18 protein-coding genes and 1 pseudogene are annotated in these 19,575 nt (G+C 43.2%); 14 read left to right on the top strand and 5 right to left on the bottom strand.

Annotated elements, in window-relative coordinates; translation table 11 throughout:
- Positions 1-164 precede the first annotated feature (164 nt).
- From pheS to G628_RS0112500, 9 genes are all read left to right on the top strand, one after another.
- Positions 165-1,187: a phenylalanine--tRNA ligase subunit alpha gene (pheS, locus tag G628_RS0112545; protein WP_330365496.1), complete on the top strand. Its 1,023-nt coding sequence runs from the start codon at positions 165-167 to the stop codon at positions 1,185-1,187.
- Positions 1,188-1,406: 219 nt separating this feature from the next.
- Positions 1,407-3,830 (top strand): phenylalanine--tRNA ligase subunit beta, encoded by a 2,424-nt coding sequence (gene pheT / locus G628_RS0112540; protein WP_027209281.1) that lies wholly within the window; start codon positions 1,407-1,409, stop codon positions 3,828-3,830.
- Positions 3,831-3,858: 28 nt separating this feature from the next.
- On the top strand, positions 3,859-5,358 hold the full coding sequence (locus tag G628_RS0112535) for an aminopeptidase (RefSeq protein ID WP_027209280.1): 1,500 nt from the start codon (positions 3,859-3,861) through the stop codon (positions 5,356-5,358).
- Positions 5,359-5,386: 28 nt separating this feature from the next.
- Complete coding sequence (gene queA / locus G628_RS0112530; RefSeq protein ID WP_034500934.1) at positions 5,387-6,448, top strand: tRNA preQ1(34) S-adenosylmethionine ribosyltransferase-isomerase QueA; 1,062 nt, start codon at positions 5,387-5,389, stop codon at positions 6,446-6,448.
- Between the two features lie 6 nt (positions 6,449-6,454).
- Complete coding sequence (locus G628_RS0112525) at positions 6,455-7,219, top strand: metallophosphoesterase (RefSeq protein ID WP_026654414.1); 765 nt, start codon at positions 6,455-6,457, stop codon at positions 7,217-7,219.
- Positions 7,220-7,303: 84 nt separating this feature from the next.
- Positions 7,304-7,654, top strand: coding sequence for a PilZ domain-containing protein (locus G628_RS17440; protein WP_051199198.1), 351 nt, complete (start codon positions 7,304-7,306; stop codon positions 7,652-7,654).
- A 596-nt stretch (positions 7,655-8,250) separates the two neighbouring features.
- Positions 8,251-8,385, top strand: coding sequence for a hypothetical protein (locus G628_RS19265; protein ID WP_278246552.1), 135 nt, complete (start codon positions 8,251-8,253; stop codon positions 8,383-8,385).
- Between the two features lie 352 nt (positions 8,386-8,737).
- Positions 8,738-9,055 carry a VOC family protein gene (locus tag G628_RS17435; protein ID WP_081670719.1) on the top strand — a complete coding sequence of 106 codons (318 nt, stop codon included), beginning with the start codon at positions 8,738-8,740 and terminating at the stop codon, positions 9,053-9,055.
- A 125-nt stretch (positions 9,056-9,180) separates the two neighbouring features.
- The gene (locus G628_RS0112500) at positions 9,181-9,831 is read left to right on the top strand and encodes a transposase (RefSeq protein ID WP_027209278.1); all 651 of its coding nucleotides are present in this window, start codon (positions 9,181-9,183) and stop codon (positions 9,829-9,831) included.
- 116 nt (positions 9,832-9,947) lie between these two features.
- Here the strand turns inward: G628_RS0112500 and G628_RS0112495 are convergent, their stop codons facing one another.
- From G628_RS0112495 to G628_RS0112485, 3 genes are read right to left on the bottom strand one after another with little or no spacing between them, the layout of a single operon-like run.
- The gene (locus G628_RS0112495) at positions 9,948-10,952 is read right to left on the bottom strand and encodes a tyrosine-type recombinase/integrase (protein ID WP_027209277.1); all 1,005 of its coding nucleotides are present in this window, start codon (positions 10,950-10,952) and stop codon (positions 9,948-9,950) included.
- Complete coding sequence (locus tag G628_RS0112490; RefSeq protein ID WP_027209276.1) at positions 10,945-11,925, bottom strand: tyrosine-type recombinase/integrase; 981 nt, start codon at positions 11,923-11,925, stop codon at positions 10,945-10,947. Before G628_RS0112490 ends, G628_RS0112495 begins: the two co-directional genes overlap by 8 nt.
- On the bottom strand, positions 11,922-13,154 hold the full coding sequence (locus G628_RS0112485) for a site-specific integrase (RefSeq protein WP_027209275.1): 1,233 nt from the start codon (positions 13,152-13,154) through the stop codon (positions 11,922-11,924). The genes G628_RS0112490 and G628_RS0112485 overlap by 4 nt, the downstream gene beginning before the upstream one ends.
- Positions 13,155-13,238: 84 nt before the next feature.
- Between G628_RS0112485 and G628_RS0112480 the strand changes: the two genes are divergently transcribed.
- From G628_RS0112480 to G628_RS0112470, 3 genes are all read left to right on the top strand, one after another.
- Positions 13,239-14,198: a Mu transposase domain-containing protein gene (locus G628_RS0112480; protein ID WP_027209274.1), complete on the top strand. Its 960-nt coding sequence runs from the start codon at positions 13,239-13,241 to the stop codon at positions 14,196-14,198.
- Positions 14,199-14,211: 13 nt separating this feature from the next.
- Positions 14,212-14,988, top strand: a complete 777-nt coding sequence (gene istB, locus G628_RS0112475; protein WP_034461944.1) for an IS21-like element helper ATPase IstB — start codon at positions 14,212-14,214, stop codon at positions 14,986-14,988.
- A gap of 157 nt (positions 14,989-15,145) precedes the next feature.
- The gene (locus G628_RS0112470) at positions 15,146-15,871 is read left to right on the top strand and encodes a nucleoside/nucleotide kinase family protein (protein WP_026654417.1); all 726 of its coding nucleotides are present in this window, start codon (positions 15,146-15,148) and stop codon (positions 15,869-15,871) included.
- Between the two features lie 22 nt (positions 15,872-15,893).
- Here the strand turns inward: G628_RS0112470 and G628_RS19380 are convergent.
- Together G628_RS19380 and G628_RS0112460 are read right to left on the bottom strand one after the other, a co-directional pair.
- Positions 15,894-16,133: pseudogene (locus G628_RS19380) on the bottom strand (ACT domain-containing protein); the annotation flags it as partial.
- Between the two features lie 6 nt (positions 16,134-16,139).
- Positions 16,140-16,652, bottom strand: a complete 513-nt coding sequence (locus tag G628_RS0112460) for a helix-turn-helix domain-containing protein (protein WP_027209273.1) — start codon at positions 16,650-16,652, stop codon at positions 16,140-16,142.
- Positions 16,653-17,135: 483 nt separating this feature from the next.
- On the opposite strand from G628_RS0112460, the gene G628_RS0112455 reads away from it, so the two are divergent.
- Positions 17,136-18,557 carry a sensor histidine kinase gene (locus G628_RS0112455; RefSeq protein ID WP_242827230.1) on the top strand — a complete coding sequence of 474 codons (1,422 nt, stop codon included), beginning with the start codon at positions 17,136-17,138 and terminating at the stop codon, positions 18,555-18,557.
- Positions 18,538-19,572, top strand: coding sequence for an ABC transporter substrate-binding protein (locus G628_RS0112450; RefSeq protein WP_155833810.1), 1,035 nt, complete (start codon positions 18,538-18,540; stop codon positions 19,570-19,572). The genes G628_RS0112455 and G628_RS0112450 overlap by 20 nt, the downstream gene beginning before the upstream one ends.
- Positions 19,573-19,575 lie beyond the last annotated feature (3 nt).

Here is a 19,575-nt window from a genome sequence, read left to right as displayed (position 1 = left end):
CCATGTGTTAATTACTAACACATGGGATTTATTATTTTGAGCAGAGCACTTAGCGAGGTATTGTCGAGCTTAGTGCGAGCCATGGGGATGTACTTAACGAGGTTCTTTCGAGTTTAGTACATATCCCAATACTGAAGCCAGATATTACAATTAGGAGGAAAAAAATGATTAGTGAACAGCTGGACAAAATCCGTGAAGAAGCCCTGAAGCAGATTAAAGGATCTGACGGACTCGAGAAATTAAATGAGATCAGAGTCAACTTCCTTGGTAAAAAGGGTGAACTTACAAGCATCTTAAAGAGCATGAAGGACGTTGCTCCCGAGGACAGACCAAAAGTTGGTCAGCTTGTAAACGAGACAAGAGAGGCGATTGAGAAAGTTCTTGAAGAGACCAAGAACAAAATGGAAGCTGCTGCAAGAGATGCCAAGCTCAAAGCTGAAGTCATCGACGTAACACTTCCCGCAAAGAAGAACAAAGTTGGACACTGTCATCCAAATACAATTGCTCTTGAAGAGGTAGAGAGAATCTTTACCGGAATGGGATATGAAGTGGTTGAAGGACCTGAAGTTGAGAAAGATTATTACAACTTCGAAGCTCTTAACATTCCCGCAGATCATCCCGCAAAGGACGAGCAGGATACTTTCTATATTAACGGAGACCTTCTCCTTAGGACTCAGACATCTTCAACACAGGTGCATGAGATGGAAAAGGGCAAGCTCCCTATTAAGATGATCGCTCCCGGAAGAGTATTCCGTGCAGATGAAGTTGATGCTACACACTCACCTTCATTCCACCAGGTTGAAGGTCTTGTTATCGACAAGAACGTTACATTTGCAGATCTTAAGGGAACTCTTGCAGAGTTTGCAAAACAGCTCTTCGGACCTGAGACAAAGACAAAGTTCAGACCTCATCACTTCCCGTTCACAGAGCCTTCTGCCGAGATGGACGTAAGCTGCTTTAAGTGCGGCGGAAAGGGATGCCGTTTCTGCAAGGGCGAGGGCTGGATCGAAATCCTCGGATGCGGAATGGTACATCCTCACGTTCTTGAAATGAGCGGAATCGACCCTAACGAGTACACAGGTTTTGCATTCGGTGTAGGACTTGAGAGAATCGCACTTCTTAAATACGAGATCGATGATATGCGCCTTCTCTATGAGAATGATATTAGATTTCTTAATCAGTTTTAGCGATATAGGGATTCATAGTCATACTTTGCTGTGCTTGCACAGTGCAAAGTATGACCATGAAGACCGAACGGAAATGAGGAAAAAAGATATGCGAATGAAATGAGCATGTCGATTTCCGAATGAACGCAGGATTGCGAGAGCGAAGCGAAGCAATCCGTATATCGCTAAAAGAGCAAATAATATTGATCATCACTTTTTACATAAATAGGAGAAAAAAATATGAATTCATCAAAATCATGGATTAAAGCATATGTGCCGGATCTTTCATGCACCGATCAGGAATTCTTCGATGATATGACACTTTCCGGAACAAAGACTGAAACATATACAGCACTTGATAAGAACCTTGAGAAGATTGTTGTCGGCCAGATCAAGACAATCGAGCAGCATCCTGATGCAGATAAGCTCGTTATCTGCCAGGTTGATATCGGCAAGGAGACAATTCAGATCGTTACAGGTGCAAAGAATATGAAGGAAGGCGATAAGGTTCCCGTTGTTCTTGACGGCGGACGTGTTGCCGGAGGTCATGACGGAAGCCCGAATCCCGCAGAGGGAATCAAGATCAAGGCAGGCAAGCTCCGTGGTGTTCCGAGTGCAGGTATGATGTGCTCAATCGAGGAACTTGGCTCAACAAAGGATTTTTATCCCGAGGCTCCCGAAGACGGACTTTATATCTTCCCTGAAGATACAGAGGTTGGCGCTGATGCCGTTGAGGTATTGGGGCTCCACGACACAGTATTTGAATTTGAAGTTACATCTAACCGTGTAGACTGCTACAGCATTCTTGGTCTTGCAAGAGAAGCTGCAGCTACATACAAGCTTCCTTTCAAAGCTCCCGTAGTTAAGGTTAAGGAAGACGGAAAAGGAAACGTCAAAGATTTCATCGACGTTGAGATTAAGGATACAGATCTTTGCACAAATTACTGCGCAAGGGTTGCTACAGATATAAAGATCGCTCCTTCACCCGAATGGATGCAGAGAAGACTTTCAAGCGTAGGAATCAGACCTATCAACAACCTCGTAGATATCACAAACTATGTAATGATGGAATACGGTCAGCCTATGCATGCTTACGACCTTTCAACAATCGCAGGAAACAAGATTGTTGTTAAAAGAGCTAAGGACGGCGAGACTTTTGTAACTCTTGACGGACAGGAGAGAAAGCTCGACAGCGAAGTTCTTATGATCTGCGATGCTGAGAAGGAAGTAGGACTTGCAGGTATCATGGGCGGTGAGAATTCAATGATCACTGACGATGTTAAGACAGTTCTTTTCGAGGCTGCTACATTTAACGGACCTAATATCAGAAAGTCTGCAAAGAGAGTCGGACTTCGTACAGACGCTTCAGGATTCTTTGAAAAGGGTCTTGATCCCGCAAATGCACTTGATGCTATCAACCGTGCTTGCCAGCTTATCAACGAGCTTGGATGTGGTAAGGTTGTTCCCGGCGTAGTTCAGGTAGGACTTCCCATCAAGCCTTTAAAGAGATTTGCGCTTGAAGCCGATAAGATCAACAACCTCCTCGGAACAGATATTTCCAAGGATGAGATGATAGAGATACTTAAGAGAGAAGAAGTTGAGTATGACAAGAAGACCGATGAAGTTATAATCCCTTCTTTCCGTCAGGACCTCAACCAGATGTGCGATATTGCAGAAGAAATCGCCAGATTCTCGGGATATGACAAGATTCCTACAACTCTTCCCAAGACAAGCGCTACAACAGGCGGTATCTCATTCAAGATGAGAGTTGAGAAGAAGGCAAGAGAAGTAGCACAGTTCTGCGGATTCTCACAGGGATATACATATTCATTCGAGAGTCCTAAGGTATTTGATAAGCTTCTTTTACCCGAGGACGCAGTTGAAAGAAAGGCTATCAAGATTTCAAATCCTTTAGGAGAAGATTTCTCAATAATGAGAACAATTTCCTTAAACGGAATGCTTACAAGCCTTGCAACCAACTACAACCGCAGAAATAAGGACGTTCGCCTCTATGAGATGGGTAACATCTATGTGGCAAAGAGCCTTCCTCTTACAGAGCTTCCCGATGAGAGAATGCAGCTCACACTCGGATTTTACGGAGATGGCGATTTCTACAGCATGAAGGGCGTTATCGAAGAGCTTCTCGACAGCGTAAACATGCTTGATAAGGTTGAATACGACCCTAATGCAGGCAAGTCATTCCTTCATCCCGGAAGACAGGCAAATGTCATTTACGACGGCGAAGTTATCGGTTATCTCGGTGAAGTTCACCCTGCCGTATGCGATAACTATGACATCGATACAAGAGTTTATGTTGCCGTGATCGATATGCCTGAGGTTGTTAAGTACGCTAAATTTGATACAATATATACAGGAATTGCCAAGTTCCCTGCAGTTACAAGAGACATCTCAATGGTAGTGCCAAAGAACGTTCTTGCGGGTGATATCGAGAAGATGATCCGTCAGCGTGGCGGCAAGAAACTTGAAGAATTAACACTCTTTGACATTTACGAAGGTTCACAGATCAAAGAGGGATTCAAGTCTATGGCTTATTCTCTTTTGTTTAGAGATAAAGAAAAGACAATGGAAGATGATGAGATCAATTCAGCAATGAAGAAAATACTTAAGGGCTTACAGGATCTTGGCATAGAACTTCGTTCATAAGATAAGATTTATTTAAGAGGTACACAATATGAATAAGAAGAATGTATGGACAACTTATAACCGTACTCAGCTCAAGGAATGTGATAAATTTGCAGAGAAGTACAAAAAGTTCCTTGATAATTCCAAGACTGAACGCGAGGCAATCGACACGATCGTAAATGAGATCGAGGCTGAGGGCTATAGAGAGCTTAACAAGCTTGTAAAGGAAAATACCAAGCTTAAAAAGGGTGATAAGGTTTATTCCGTGTGGATGAATAAATCCATCGTTATGTTCAAGATAGGTTCTGAGCCTTTGGAAAAAGGACTTAACATCCTCGGAGCACATATTGATTCTCCGAGACTCGATGTTAAGCAGAATCCTTTGTATGAGGATAACGGACTTGCATATCTTGATACCCATTATTACGGCGGTATCAAGAAGTATCAGTTCGTGACTATCCCCCTTGCTCTTCACGGAGTTGTGGCTAAAAAAGACGGTACGACAGTTATCTTAAATGTCGGTGAAGATGAGGACGATCCGGTATTCTTCATTTCAGATATTCTCGTTCATCTTGCAAGCGAGCAGATGGGCAAGAAGGCTTCAAACGTAATTGAAGGTGAAGCCCTTGATCTCGTTATAGGAAACAGACCCTTTGTTATTGAGGGAAAAGAGAAGTCTGAAGATAAAAAAGATGATTCTAAGCTTACAGAGGGTGAGCAGTACGCAGTTAAGGCTGAAAAAGAAGAAAAAGCTGAGGCCGGAAAGCTTTCAGGCGCTGTAAGAAGAGGAGTCGTAGCACTTTTATACGATCTGTACGGAATCGAGGAAGAAGATTTCATATCTGCAGAACTTGAGATAGTTCCTGCAGGAAAGAGCAGAGATGCAGGTTTTGACAGATCCATGGTGCTTGGTTACGGGCACGATGACAGAGTATGTGCATATCCTTCTGCAGTAGCTCTTCTTGAAGCAGGAGACCTTAAGAGAACGGGATGCTGCATCCTTGTTGATAAAGAAGAGATAGGCAGCGCCGGTGCTACGGGCATGAAGTCAAGATTCTTTGAAAATGCCGTTGCAGAGATAGTTGCTCTTGTAAACGGAAATTATGATGAACTTGTATTCAGAAGATGCCTTGCAAATTCAAGTATGCTTTCATCTGATGTAAGTGCAGCATTTGATCCTTGCTATGCTTCTGTTTTTGAGAAGAAGAATACTGCATATCTTGGCTTTGGCCCTGTGTTTAACAAGTATACAGGATCAAGAGGAAAATATGCTTCAAACGATGCAAATGCAGAGTACATTGCAGCAGTAAGAAAGGTATATGACGAAGCAGGCGTATTGTTCCAGACTGCAGAGCTTGGCAAGGTAGATGCAGGTGGCGGCGGAACAATCGCATATATTCTTGCAGAATACGGCATGAATGTTGTTGATTCGGGAGTAGCAGTTCTTAACATGCACTCACCGTGCGAAGTGATCAGTAAGGCAGATCTCTATGAGTCTCTAAGAGGATATATCGCATTCCTTGAGAACATGGATTTTTGCAATGAATAAAAACGTTCTTTTTAGAAAGTAAGATATTATGTCAGAAACAACACAGATTGGATTATCAACCGCAGATTACTTCTTTGATTTGCCACAGGAGCTCATAGCTCAGGACCCTCTTGAAAAAAGAGATGAGTGCAGGCTCCTTGTGATAGACAAAGAGACAGGAAAGACGCAGCACAAGATATTCAGCGATATCATCGACTATCTTGGGCCCGGTGACTGCCTTGTTCTTAATAACACCAAGGTCATACCTGCAAGGCTCCTTGGCGAAAAGGAAGGCACAGGCGCAGCGGTTGAGATCCTTCTTCTTAAGAGAAAAGAGAATGATGTTTGGGAAACCTTGGTTAAACCGGGAAAGAAACTTCGTCCCGGTGCAAGAGTTTCTTTTGGCGGAGGAATACTTACCGCAGAGATCCTTGATATAGTAGAGGACGGTAACAGACTCGTTAAGTTCTACTATGAGGGAATCTGGGAAGAAGTTCTCGACAGACTCGGCGAGATGCCTCTTCCTCCTTATATCACACATAAACTCAAAGATAAGAACATGTATCAGACAATCTATGCCAAATACGAAGGCTCCGCGGCAGCACCGACAGCGGGCCTTCATTTTACGGATGAGCTTCTTAAAAAGATCTCCGACAAGGGCATAGATATGGCCTTTGTAACTCTTCATGTGGGACTTGGAACATTCAGACCCGTTAAGGTGACCAATGTCAAGGAACATCACATGCACACCGAGTGGTACCAGGTTACCGCAGAGGCAGCAGAGAAGATAAACAGGGCAAAAGAAAGCGGGCACAGAGTTATCTGTGTCGGAACTACGAGCTGCAGGACTATAGAGAGCGCAGCTGATGAAAACGGCAGACTATCCGAGTGTAGCGGAGATACATCGATATTTATTTATCCGGGCTACAAGTTCAAGGTTCTTGACTGCCTTATAACCAATTTCCATCTTCCGGAGTCTACGCTTGTAATGCTTGTTGCAGCGCTTGCGGGAAGAGAGAATATTCTGGCGGCATACGAAGAAGCAATAAAGGAAAGATACAGATTCTTTTCCTTCGGTGATGCATGCTTTATAACTGACAGGATGGAGTAAGACAGCGTGGCAACTTACGTAATATCAGATCTTCACGGTCAATACAGATTATTTTTAAAACTGCTCGAAAAAGTAAAATTTTCGGGCGCTGACAAACTATATATGCTTGGAGATGCGATTGACCGCGGACCTGACGGCATAAAGATATTAAGACATGTAATGAATGCTCATAACATGCATTTCCTTTTGGGAAATCATGAGACTATGATGTTGCATGTGGCCGCTTCAGACGGAAGTGTCACTCCCAATCTCAATAAATTCCAAGGAAGAAGAGAAATCAACTGGCTTTTTCAGAACGGCGGCGCCATAACTTATCACAGATACAGGCTTCTTAGAAAGAAGGAGAGAAAAGAGCTTCTTAAATGGCTTAATTCCTGTCCTGTTTCAACAAAAGTTGAAGTGAACGGAACTACATTTTTCCTCACACATACCGCTTTTGTAAAAGAAATTATCGATACACCTTATAAAGATATCGATCCCGATGTTGCGCGTTACATTGTTTGGTATTCGCCGTTTAGGGAGGATATATATAAGAGCATTGATGACTATGCCGCATGCAAACCGTGGGTATTTGTCATCGGTCACGTGCCGGCATTTTATCTCGGAGATGATAAATGTGCTCGCCCACTTTCGTCGTATCGGGAAGAGAACGTTATCGACATTGACGGCGGATGCGCCGAGCCTGATGAAAAAGAACTAAAGGGCGGAATTATGTTACGACTCGACGATCTGGAAGAATTTACTGTTTCTTTTGCGGAACTTGAGCAGTAATAATGGCCGAAATAGTGTAAAGTAGTTGCTATTTTTTTCTAATAAGGTATTATAATAGTAACACTTTTTATCGGGGGTTTTATAATGGATAATAGAAGAAGAACCAAGAGACTTGATTTGGCAGGCGAAATACTTCTTAAGGAAATTGGCGGTGAGAGCTTCGAAACAGTAGAGATCACAATTACCGATGCATCAAGAGACGGCGTTGGATTCTCAACAAACAAGCAGCTTACTATCGGTGCTAACTACGAAGCTAACCTTACAATATGGACAAAAGAAGTCCTTCACGTATTCATTCAGATCGTAAGAGCATCGAAGAACGGAGATACATTCCACTATGGTTCGATGTTTGTCGGAATGCCCGAAGATATGAAGGCTCGTATTGATGTTTATTCAACTATTCAGGAATATAATGAGAAGAACGGCGAGAATTGAATTTGAATAATATTAAGGCTCAATGCAGAGATGGCACTGCATTGAGCCTTTTTTGTTCTGAAATTATTTCAGTTTTTCCAGGATGGCATCGTAGTCCATGGTTCCTGTAATTTCTTTTTTCTCATAGCTGTCATAAAGATCTACCGTAGCTTTGATCTCGTCATCGGTCATCTTCTTGCCGGTATTGTTTACTTATTCCGCGGTTCCGTCTGTATCCCGGACACTTTCGAGTTCTTCCGGATTAGGAGATACTTCCGTGTCAGCACGCTTTAGCTAATTCATTTTCATGAATATATACATTCTTGAACATGAAGTTCAAGAATGCATCAACCAAGCCAATTTGAATCGACTTCGTCGATAGGGCTTGGTTGACTCCTGAATCATGTTCTCACGAAATCCGCAGCCAGTGCGGATTTCTGTAATTTCATTTAAGATGTCATACTTTTTGCTTGTGTTAAAATCTCTTTGTAGAGATACTGACTAATATTTCTGTTTAATATAATAACATATGAAAGTTTGGGATGATATTAAATGAAGTTGGGGGTACTGTCTGAGTGAGAAAAAGGTTTTTACTAACATTGATCGTTTCTACATTTATGCTATGTGCTTGTGACGGAAAAGATAGCACTGTTACTGATAACGTAGACATAGAGAACGAAAATGGAACTGCTGATGTGAATGCTTCTGTGGATTCCGGTGAGGAATCTTCTTTTGAAGGGGTAATGGGATAGTGGGGAAATCAGCGGAAACAGATGAATCTATGATTTTCGGTGTCAAAAATAAAGTTTGTATTTGCAGCATAACAGCGGAAAATGCAGTTTTATAAAAGGCGCTGTTGAAAAAACAGTTTATGCCTTGGTAATGACAGCGGAATAAACAGTTTTATGAATCTTGCTGTTGAAAAGCAAGTATTTGCCTTGATTATGACAGCAAGAGATGCAACTTTAAAAATCCCGCTGTATGATGCTGTATAAGGATAATAGACATGGATAATTTTCAAAAACTAAAGTTAGAGAGCTTAAAAGAACAGGCACGAATAAAAGCTCAGAGACGTATGTGGATGGAGAATGAACTGCTTCAAGAATGCTTATCAGCGCTGGAAACATGATCTTGTCGGAAGGGCTGGTACTGCAAGAAGAGAAGTACTGGAAAGAGTTTTTGGGAAAAGAGATTATTTCGGAAAACAATTCCTGTGAGCTTTATTTTGAAGAGGTCGACATTGAAGGCTTTATTGAAAAGCTTGAAAGGTATTATCCGGAAGTGAAATATGTCAACAGACTCATGACGCACAGCTGGGGCCAGAAAGTCATACGCTTTTATGATCCGGATGGCAATTTGATAGAAGTGGGTGATGATTCTTGTAACATCCGGACAGGATTCTTGAATTATCCGGACACGTAATCTTTTATTATCCGGACAAGCATTCTTGAAACATGCGGACAGCCATTCCTGAATCATCCGGACAAATGACATCTCACATTGATCTTCTTAGAATGTAATTAATTACATTCTAAGGAGGGTATGAAATGAGGTGTCTTGATACTATGAAAGTTACTGAAATCCTTCGCCTGAGGGAAATGGAGCTCAATCTACGAGATATAGCATCAGCTGTAGATTGCTCCAAAACTACCGTTGGCGAAATTCTTAACAGATGCAAGGACTGTGGACTAACCTATGAAGAAGCAACAAAGCTTTCTCCTGAGCGGATCAATGAGCTGATATATCCAGACTCCTTTGGCCGTAAGCAATCCAAGGATGAACCAGACTGGGAAGCTATATACAAGCGACTTATGTCCAGCAGAAGAATCAACCTTTATTACATCTGGGAGCAGGAATACCGCAAAGATAATCCTGATGGCTACAGCTACAGTTACTTCTGTGCCAAGTTCAATACATGGAAAGAAGATACCGGTAAAGAAGTGGTACTGCCTCAGGAGCGCGAGCCTGGCAAGGAACTGTTTGTCGACTGGATTGGGGATACTCTTCCATGCGTTGTTGACTATGAGACCGGTGTGATTCATGATGCTCATTTCTTTGTAGCTACGCTTGGAGACAGTTCATATCCTTTTGTTGAAGCATTTCCTAATGAAACACAGATCAACTGGAATCAGGCTCATATAGATGCTTTTGAGTGGTATGGAGGGCTTCCCAAGATACTTGTGCCCGACAACATGTAATGTGAAGCTTCACATTAGCAGTTTAATGTAAAGTGATTGTTAATGTAAAGTCAGCCATTCCGACGCAAACCCTGCCAGCATTATACCCTGACCGACTTTACATTAACATATCCATGTTATCCTAATGAATCTAAGAAGGAAAGCAAATCGTCTTTCTCCTCGTCGGAGAAGAAATCAAGGCTTTCAGGTACTGTTTTCTCGGCTACAGACTCGATCGCCTTTCTGGTGACCTCTGGATTCGTCGTCAGGTAAACCTGAGTGGTCGCAACAGATTCATGCCCCAAGAAATCCCGGACGTTATAAATGTTTACGCCCTTGTCCACAAGGTGTGTGGCTTTGCTGTGGCGCATTCGATGCGGGTATACGGAGCCGTCTATAATCCCGGGAGCGGCTTCGTTTGCCGCCTTCGAGTACTTCCTTATGATGTAGCGTATGCCCTGCCTTGTCAGTCTTTCGCCGTTCCTATTGAAAAACAGCGGAGACTCCGGCGTGAGATGAAACTGTCGGATATACTTCGAGACAATCTTTTCCGTTTCGCCCAGTAAAGGAATGGATCGATACTTGTTTCCCTTGCCATGCACGTATATCCTGCAGCATTGACCAGATTGTAAGTCCATGACATTCAGATTTACTATTTCCTGAACCCTACAGGCAGAGTCGTACATGAGTGATAGGAGTGCCAAATGTCGTAGCCCTTCGTCAGATGAGGAGTCAATAGATGCCAGCATCTGCTTTATAGCATCCATAGACATACATTCGGGAGGCTTTTTATCTTCCTTCCCGAATGGTATACCGAGTATCTTGCTACATTGCCCGGAATGTTCAGGTGCAGTCATCATTACATATCGGAAGAATGATTTTATATGTGCCAGTCTGACATTTTTTGTAGACACCCCATTTTTCCTGACATCCGAAAGCCATGAGAGGAACCTGAGCACTACGTCATAGTCAACCTCATCGATAGGCTTCTCTGATATGTTTCTGTCGGATTCTGCCATAAATGTAAGCAAAAGTTTGAATGTGTCTCGGTATGATGAAACCGTATTTGGACCGTAATTATGCTGTTTCATCAGGTACGACATAAAATAGCGCTGTATGTAGAAGGAAAAACTTTCACTCATTGCCCACCTCCGGGAATAAACTCCCCAGAGATGATTCTTTCTGTACGAAATCTTCATGTCCCTGTTCTGTGAAATGAATGTATTTTTCCGTATCCATGTAATTCACATGGCCGACATACGCAGCAAGTATCGGAACGGCTGTGTAGACATCCATTCCACTTTCCAGCATTTTTTCCAGGCTCCTGGTGCAGAATGTGTGCCGGATGGAGTGGATGTTTGGCGTTTTTCCGTCTGCCATGTATATGCCGGCCGCCCTAAACATCTTTGGAAACATGTATTTCATTGCGCTGTATGTAAGATGTTCACCGGTGTATGAAGAAGTGAAAAATGGTTTGTTCCCCTCGGCCATGTCGATGGTCTCGGCATAGTCATGGAGAATCTTTTTCAAGCTGTCGGCTACAGGAATATACCTTGAAACACCGTTTTTACCGTTGATTACATTAATCACGCCATTTGAAGGGTCAACATCCGCCCTCGTCAGTGCGAGGACCTCGCCTATGCGCATTCCGGTGCCTATAAGTAATCTGACAAGTACAGGGTACACCTGCTGGTGGACACTCGACCTTCTTGCTGGTGGGAGTGCGTCGGCTGCACTGGCCAGACGATGCAGTTCATTGTCACTGAAAATGTACGGACGGAATTCACTTCTTGCTGCTCGCATGTATTTGGGTGGGACGATGGCCGCATCAATCCCGAGAAGGGTTAGGAAAGAACAGAACTGCCGGAGACTCGACGTCATGTATTGACGCTCAGATTCGCTTAATCCGCCACGGGGAGCCAGCAGTTCCTCCACCATCTGCTCAGATATATGGCTTACATTGTAACAGTTAAGCGAATTGTTTAGCTTCCTTAAGCGAATCATGGTGGACTGGGCGACCTTTTCGCCTTTGCCACGCTTGAATTCTATGAATTTTGCAAAGTACGGTTTGAAGAAACCCTCTTCAAATTTAAGAAACTCCTTATCATTGATCATTTTTCCGGCACCTCCAATGCTGCTATCCGGAGATGCTCGATATCCGACCAGACATAAGTTTTCGTGGATGCCGCAGATGTGTGACCGAGTATCACGGCAATCTCGGTTACCGGGGTTCCTGAAACAAAAAGGTTTGTTGCCAGGCTATGCCTGAGCGAATGCAGTCCATGGTGCTTTCCTTTTATGTCAACACCGGCGATTTCAAAGTACGGTAAGATTTTGTCGCCAAAGTGATCATTCATTGAGTATGGAATGTACGGTTTTCTGAGCCGAATGAATACATTTGGGCTGTCTGCTTCAGGGCGCGCATTCTTGATATAGTCAAGGAGTGCGAAAAGAATCTCATCAGTTAGGGGAAGGGATACCTCCCTGTGTGTCTTGTACTGTGTGATTGTTATTGTGCGACTTTTCCAGTTTATGTTGTCAAGAGCCAGCGCTTTGATGTCACTGGAGCGCAGACCGTACACACATGCCAGAAGCATCATAAGGTAGGCTGTTTTCCCCCAAGGTGCACTCCTGTCAACCGCATTTAGGATGCGTCTTACTTCATTCGCCGTATAAAAGGAAGGGAGTCTTTCGTGCTTTCTGGAATGGATTCCCATCAGAAAGGGCAGTGGATCGAACGATAGCATTCCTGAGAACTCGTCAAAGGAAAAGAAGTTCCTTAGCGTATACAAAAGGGATGCCTTCCCCTGTGACGAATACTTGTCATTGAGCGAGGATACATAGTCTGCAATCACCTCCGGCGTAATGTTCTCCAAAGATTTGCATTCTCTGTTTTCCAGAAAAATGAAAAACACCTTCATTCGACCGGATCTCGTGCGTACTGTGCCATCGCTCTTTTGGTTATGCCTCATGAAAGTTTCATATCTGCTGAGGATATCCTGATATGGTGCAGGACAACTAAGCTTCTGGTTGAGATACCTTCGCTTTGGCTCTTCACCATTAAGGATGTCCTGAATCATCCGAATCGCTCTAGCACGCCGTTCTTTTGATTTTGACGGCGGGGCTTCAAATGCAGATATTCCAATAGTCAGACTATAGTACTCTTGGAGGACAGCCTCAGGAGATGCCATAGGTTCCTTGTCCTCCGCGTATCGCAGAAGATCATCAGCGACTCGGATATAGGCCTGGGCTGTCTTTGAGTCGACTCCGTGGTTTTGTATGATGTATCCCTGAAACTCTAGGATAGCAGCATACAGTGTCTTTGTGTAACGGGAATCAATCATGGTAATTCCTCCTTTCTTATGATTGATCCCATTATGATCTATTAATGTAAAGTCGAACATCAAAAATCGCAGGTATAAGGAACTTTGGCTGATCGACTTTACATTAACAATCACTTTACATTAAACTGCAAAACAGCGGTTGTACATACCAACCTCTACAATCCGGAGCTCAACCATGCTTACAGAGACCTTGCCCGTCATTATCAGGTTGCTATAATCCCTGCAAGGGTCAAAAAGCCAAGAGACAAACCTACAGTTGAATCAGGCGTAGGCTGGCTTGAAACATGGCTCCTTGAGTGGCTAAAAGATAAGATATATCACAGTTTTGAAGCCCTTAATGCTGATATAAAGGATCGAGTGCTTGAACTTGCAGAAAGACCATTCAAGCATCGCTCCGGCTCTAGAAGCAGCAACTTTACTGCTCTTGATAAGCCGGCACTTCGACCATTGCCCAAGGATCCATTTGAGTATTATGAAACACTGCCAGTTAAGACAGTACCGAATAACTATCACGTCTACTATGACGGCTTTTATTATTCAGTGCCATATACTCTTTACAAGGACTCCGTCACAATACATGCCTATGCCAAGAAGATCGAAATCTTCAACACTAAGGGCGAAAGGGTTGCGCTTCATATCAGAAAGTTCTCTGGAAGGCGTTATGCAACCGAGATAAACCATATGCCTGCAAACCACCGTGCTATCAGAGAATTCAATCAGTATGATGGAACTCATTATCGCTACAGGGCATCAAGTATCGGTCAGAATGCTTATCGCTTTGTAGATACACTCCTTAAGTCTGCTGACTTTGAGGAACAGGCATATAAATCCTGTATGGCTGTAGTGAACTTCAGCAAGCAGTACGGTAACACCAGAGTTGATAATGCCTGTAAGAAGGCACTTGATCTCAACTCTGTTACATATACAACACTCAAGAACATCCTGAAAAACAATCAGGATAAGAAGCCCGTAAACGCTGAACACTCCGATGCGGACACTCCAACCCCAAGCCACGAAAATCTCCGTGTCGGAGAATGGGAATAGGAGGTGATGCATCATGAACTACCAGACAGCGGAACAGTTAACAGCAATGAAGTTAAATGCCATGAGACTTGAGTACGCCAGGCAGGATGAACTTCCTGCTTCGCAAGCTCTTTCCTTCGATGACAGACTGGGAATGATAGTGACAGCCCAGTTCAATGCAAGAAACAAAGCCAAGACAAACCGGCTTATACGTCTTGCGCATTTAAGGGAGCCTACAGCATGCCTTGAGAACCTGGATTATGAGCCTATACGAAAGCTCAAGAAGGCAGATATAGCAAGACTCTCTGACTGCCAGTGGGTCACAAGTGGTAATAACCTCATCATCACAGGAGCGACTGGTGTTGGCAAAACATATCTGCTCTCAGCTTTTGGCAGAGAAGCTTGCACTAGAGGACTTACTGTAAGGTGCTACAGAGTTCCAAGGTTGCTCACAGACCTGAATATCGCCAGAGGCGACGGATCATACAACAAACTGATGCAGGATCTGGTAAAACCTAATCTTTTGTTGCTTGATGATTTCGGTATGAAACAGTTAGACCTTGGCATGACTCAGGACTTCCTTGAAGTCATTGAGGAGAGATACCACAAACATAAGTCTGTAGCCATCTCAGCACAGTTACCTGTTAAGAATTGGGTTTCAATTTTCAAAGATCAAACGATTGCAGATGCGGTCTTGGACCGCATAGTGCGCAATGCGTATAGGTTCGACCTAAAAGGTCCTTCCCGCCGTCCTACGATAGAACATATGCCGGCTGACGCCGGAGATGACAATAAGACGGCAAGCGAGTAATATAAAAAATAGATGTCATCTTGTCCACTTGATACAGGAATCTTGTCCGGATATTAGTAGAAACCTTGTCCGGATAATTGCGGAACTAACGTCCGAGTATTACAAGATGCTTGTACCAAATAGACAAGAATCATCAAAGTGGGGACACCGATGTAAAATGGCAAATTATTCTGTAGAGATAAACGGCATACACGTGGATGCCACATATAGTGACGAGGTTGTTGAGCGGCTCTTTTTGCCGCTGCTTAAGGAGCTTTCTGCTTTGCAAAAAGAAAAGGGAAGGAGAATTCTTGTGATGCTCGCAGCACCTCCGGGAGCGGGGAAGAGCACGCTTGTAAGCTTTCTTGAAAAGCTCTCAAGGGAAAATGATGACATTACGGACCTGCAAGCTATCGGAATGGATGGATTTCACAGAAGGCAGAAGTATCTGTTATCACATACAACGTTACGAGATGGTAAAGAAGTGAAGATGGTGGAGATAAAGGGAGCGCCGGTTACTTTCGACCTGGAGAAACTGACTGCTGCGATAAAAAAGGTGAGCTCCGGGGAAGATACCTTTTGGCCTATATATGACAGGCATCTGCATAATCCTGTGGAGGATGCGATTCATATCACAGAAGATATAGTTCTTCTGGAGGGGAACTACCTCTTACTTGATATGGACGGATGGAACAGGCTAAGGGCTATGGCGGATTACACTATCAGCATCACAGCAAATGAAGCCATGCTGCGGAAAAGACTCATCGACCGCAAGATGAAAAGCGGCAATGATATTGAGTCTGCTACAAGATTTGTTGATTACAGTGATATGGCCAATGTCAGACTTTGTCTTGAGAAAACAGTTAAAGCTGACATGGTTTTGGAAGCGAGTGCGTTGATATAACTCTTATTCAGGCTGCTTTGCTTTAAATTACCGTATACCCTTCAGAAGCTAATACGCTAAGCGCTCGCTCCAAATTTTCTTCTTTTACAAGAATATAATCCGTGTTGTATGTCGATACGGCGAAGATGCCGATTTTGTGCTCCGCGAGTATGCCGGACAGCTTTGAGAGAATACCGATCAATGAAAAATCAAGCACTCCCTGAATTCTAAAGCCTCTCCATCCATCATCACGCTCGATAGTATTCTGCGGAGTATCCTCCGTTTATAATCATTTCCTCCTCTTAAGCGTCATGACAGCCCCACATACAAAGCAGCAAAAAGCAAAGGGCGCAATTCTGACAAATACAAACTCAAAGCCATGCAAAATAGTCCCTGCAACAGCGGTCTCGGGATCACTGTAATCCCAATTAAGATAAGGACTTCCTGCTATTAGAATTATAATAAATATAGCTACAATAACCATACTCAGTACTAAAAAAATCCAATGAAGAATATTGTGCCTCATTGCCTTTTGCCTTGCAAGCTCAAGCGTGATGACTTCAAGCTTTTCGGATATTACCTTCAAATCTTTCTGAGAATTTTCTGTTATTGTTTCACCAAGAAGAGTACTGATGGGAGTATCCAGTATGTCAGAAATAGAAACAAGCATCTCCGAATCCGGAACTGACAGACCACGTTCCCATTTCGAAACGGTTTGTCTCACAACATTCAATTTGATAGCAAGTTCCTCCTGTGAAAGACCTTTTGATTGCCTAATCTTTTTTATGTTTTCGTTTAACATGAGCGAAAATCTCCTTTCGTAGCAACAGTACTATGAAAGCTGCCGTTGCTACAAGCAATGAATATTAACATCCCAGAAAAAACTATTCTATCCCATTAATCTATGCAAAAAACATACGAAAGTAATCCTATATTGATTTTAATATATTTTACGCCGGTGATAATCCCTATTTTTATTTTGTCGATGAAGTACTAAATACCGCGTTTCTATCAGTACAGATCCTGCAAGTAATCGTCCTCTGTCTTATCTATGCTTATGTCTTATGAACACCCCTCGCCATTTAGTGCTCAGTTCACACGCCTATCCGCCCCTATGGCCCTGCGTCTGAACGTCCCCAAAGGCAAGGCGTCCAAAGGCAAAGTCTAAATCATTGACCGCCCCAGTGCAGCACAGTATACTGAATTTAGTATGAAAACTGTGCCGAAAAATAATAAACCACGGGTAAAGAAGCCTTTGAAAAGAAGGCTGATCATATTGGCGGCAATGATAACGGTGCCGTTTGTGCTGATAATTTTGTACATGATCTTTTCACTTACAAATTATTCCGATGCATACAACACCATCGTAAGTAATCTGACTGTTGCAAACAGCTATAATCTTACTTTTAAGGAACAGATGGATGAAAGCGTATATAGGATAATCGTAGGAAGAGATATGTTCGGAAAAGGCGATGAGAGCGATCCGTATGTTCTTGTCGAGAATATCAGAAGAGATTTCACGGAACTTAAGTCCATCACGACAGAGGTAAACAGTAGGACGTGGCTTGAGACACTTCTAAGAAACGTAGATACTCTCGAGAACAGGCTTGACGATATCAAAAAAAGCGTAGAAGCAGGCGGTAACTACGATGAAGACGTCGAGATGCTCGATTCCAATATATATTCGCTGACAGAGCTTATACAGGACAATATTCAGTATTATATCTATTATCAGACCAAGACCATCGAGGTTATCAATAAGGGCCTTATTAAAGAGATGGAAGATCTTCTGGTTTTTCTTATCTTTCTCCTTATCCTCGGAATATTATGTACCGTGCTTACTACGGACAAGATAGCAAGGAGTATCGTTAAACCCATTGATGCGCTCAGCTCCGCAACAAAGGAAATTGCGGAAGGAAATTTTTCCGTAAGAACCTCTGTTGACCTTGAGGATGAGATTTCTCTTCTTTCCGAGAGCGTAGATGATATGGCGGCTCATCTTGAGATACAGATGGAACAGATAAGAGAGGATGAAAAGAAAATGCGAATGGCGGAGGCAAGGCTTTTGCAGGAGCAGATAAATCCACATTTTCTGTATAACACTCTTGATACCATCGTCTGGCTTATCGAGGATGGGAAAAATCAGGAGGCGGAAGACATTGTTGTTTCTTTGTCCAAGTTCTTTAGGATATCGCTAAGTCACGGCAAAGAATGGATAACCATCCGCGAAGAAGCGCAGCATATAAGGAGTTATCTTGAGATTCAGAGCGTAAGATATTCCGATATACTGTGTTATTATATAGATATTGATGACAGTTTAAATAATTATAAGATTTTGAAGATGACGCTTCAGCCGCTTGTTGAGAATGCATTGTATCACGGCATTAAGAATAAGAGAGGGTCCGGACTTATCAGGATCACAGGCAGGATAGAAGATGAACTTATCAGATTTGAAGTAAGTGATGACGGAGTCGGAATGGATGAGGAAGCGCTCGGTCATATCAGAAAAGAGCTGACCAAGCCTGCCAAAGATACCGACACGGGATTTGGCATGGCAAATGTCAACGAAAGAATTAGGATGAATTTCGGTGACAGGTACGGAATTTCAATAGAATCGGAACTTGGAAAAGGGACCACGGTATCTGTGGTTATCCCTGCAATTTTGTTCAATTACGAAGAGGATAAGAATGCTGATAAACAGACATAAGATTGCGGCTCTTTTGACGGCTGCTGCGGTTTTGCTGACAGGGTGCGGGCCGTTTACAGGTTTTTATGTATATGATGTGTCATCCGAAGACGGCGGGATCGAGACGAAGGCAAACGATGCGCTGATCAGTGTAGGCTTTTCACAGCTTGGAAGCGAGTCCACGTGGAGAAGTGCAAACACTGAATCCGTGAAAGCCGCTTTATCTACGGGCAACGGCTTTTTTCTTATATTTGACAATGCAAGGCAGAAACAGGAGAAGCAGTTTAAGGCTGTGAGAAATTTCATATCCCAGAGGGTTGATTATATAGTAATCTGCCCTGTAATTCAGGAGGGATGGGATGTGGTCCTAGCCGAAGCAAAAGATGCGGGAATTCCCGTGATATTGCTCGATAGAAATATCTCTGTAAATGACGAATCAATGTACACATCTTTTATTGGGGAAGATATGTATGCGGAAGGAGCGTCTGCGGGGAAGTGGCTTGAAGAGTATCTTGACAGCCGGGGGAAGAGCGAAGAGGATATCAATATTGTTGTGATTGAAGGGACAAGCGGATCGTCTGCGAAGGAAGGACGGGCGCAAGGTTTTGGGGCAATTGCGGCAAGACACATGAATTGGAAGATGCTTGCTTCTGCAACAGGGGAGTTTACGCAGACCAAAGGCAAGGAGACGATGGCCAGACTCTTGGGGGAGTTTGACGATATCGATGTGATCGTGTGTCAGAATGATGATATGACCTTTGGTGCGATAGAAGCTTTGAAAGAAGCGGGTGTTAAGACGGGTGGCGTAGGAGAGCCTGTTCTTATCTCTTTTGATGGGACGAGGAAAGCTCTGGAGCTTGTAAAAGAAGGTGTTATAAATGTCGATGTCGAGTGCAATCCAAATTCGGGAGAACTTCTTGCTCAGATAATAAACGATCTTGAAGCGGGAAGAGAAGTTGACAAGGCTTATTATATGGAAGAGAAGGTTTTTACAAAAGAAAATGTCGATGAGTATATCGAAGACAGAAATTATTAAGGG

The organism is Butyrivibrio hungatei NK4A153 (assembly GCF_000424465.1).
GTDB classification, from domain to species: domain Bacteria; phylum Bacillota; class Clostridia; order Lachnospirales; family Lachnospiraceae; genus Butyrivibrio; species Butyrivibrio hungatei_A.
The sequence above is the reverse complement of the archived record's forward strand: the minus strand, read 5'-3'. Positions and strand labels throughout refer to the sequence as shown.

Excerpts from the sequence above, each read along its gene's own strand:
- pheS (WP_330365496.1), top strand. The coding sequence starts at position 165 with ATGATTAGTGAACAGCTGGACAAAATCCGTGAAGAAGCCCTGAAGCAG.
- pheT (WP_027209281.1), top strand. The coding sequence starts at position 1,407 with ATGAATTCATCAAAATCATGGATTAAAGCATATGTGCCGGATCTTTCA.
- G628_RS0112535 (WP_027209280.1), top strand. The coding sequence starts at position 3,859 with ATGAATAAGAAGAATGTATGGACAACTTATAACCGTACTCAGCTCAAG.
- queA (WP_034500934.1), top strand. The coding sequence starts at position 5,387 with ATGTCAGAAACAACACAGATTGGATTATCAACCGCAGATTACTTCTTT.
- G628_RS17440 (WP_051199198.1), top strand. The coding sequence starts at position 7,304 with ATGGATAATAGAAGAAGAACCAAGAGACTTGATTTGGCAGGCGAAATA.
- G628_RS19265 (WP_278246552.1), top strand. The coding sequence starts at position 8,251 with ATGCTATGTGCTTGTGACGGAAAAGATAGCACTGTTACTGATAACGTA.
- G628_RS17435 (WP_081670719.1), top strand. The coding sequence starts at position 8,738 with ATGCTTATCAGCGCTGGAAACATGATCTTGTCGGAAGGGCTGGTACTG.
- G628_RS0112500 (WP_027209278.1), top strand. The coding sequence starts at position 9,181 with ATGAGGTGTCTTGATACTATGAAAGTTACTGAAATCCTTCGCCTGAGG.
- G628_RS0112495 (WP_027209277.1), bottom strand. The coding sequence starts at position 10,952 with ATGAGTGAAAGTTTTTCCTTCTACATACAGCGCTATTTTATGTCGTAC.
- G628_RS0112490 (WP_027209276.1), bottom strand. The coding sequence starts at position 11,925 with ATGATCAATGATAAGGAGTTTCTTAAATTTGAAGAGGGTTTCTTCAAA.
- G628_RS0112485 (WP_027209275.1), bottom strand. The coding sequence starts at position 13,154 with ATGATTGATTCCCGTTACACAAAGACACTGTATGCTGCTATCCTAGAG.
- istB (WP_034461944.1), top strand. The coding sequence starts at position 14,212 with ATGAACTACCAGACAGCGGAACAGTTAACAGCAATGAAGTTAAATGCC.
- G628_RS0112470 (WP_026654417.1), top strand. The coding sequence starts at position 15,146 with ATGGCAAATTATTCTGTAGAGATAAACGGCATACACGTGGATGCCACA.
- G628_RS0112460 (WP_027209273.1), bottom strand. The coding sequence starts at position 16,652 with ATGTTAAACGAAAACATAAAAAAGATTAGGCAATCAAAAGGTCTTTCA.
- G628_RS0112455 (WP_242827230.1), top strand. The coding sequence starts at position 17,136 with ATGATAACGGTGCCGTTTGTGCTGATAATTTTGTACATGATCTTTTCA.
- G628_RS0112450 (WP_155833810.1), top strand. The coding sequence starts at position 18,538 with ATGCTGATAAACAGACATAAGATTGCGGCTCTTTTGACGGCTGCTGCG.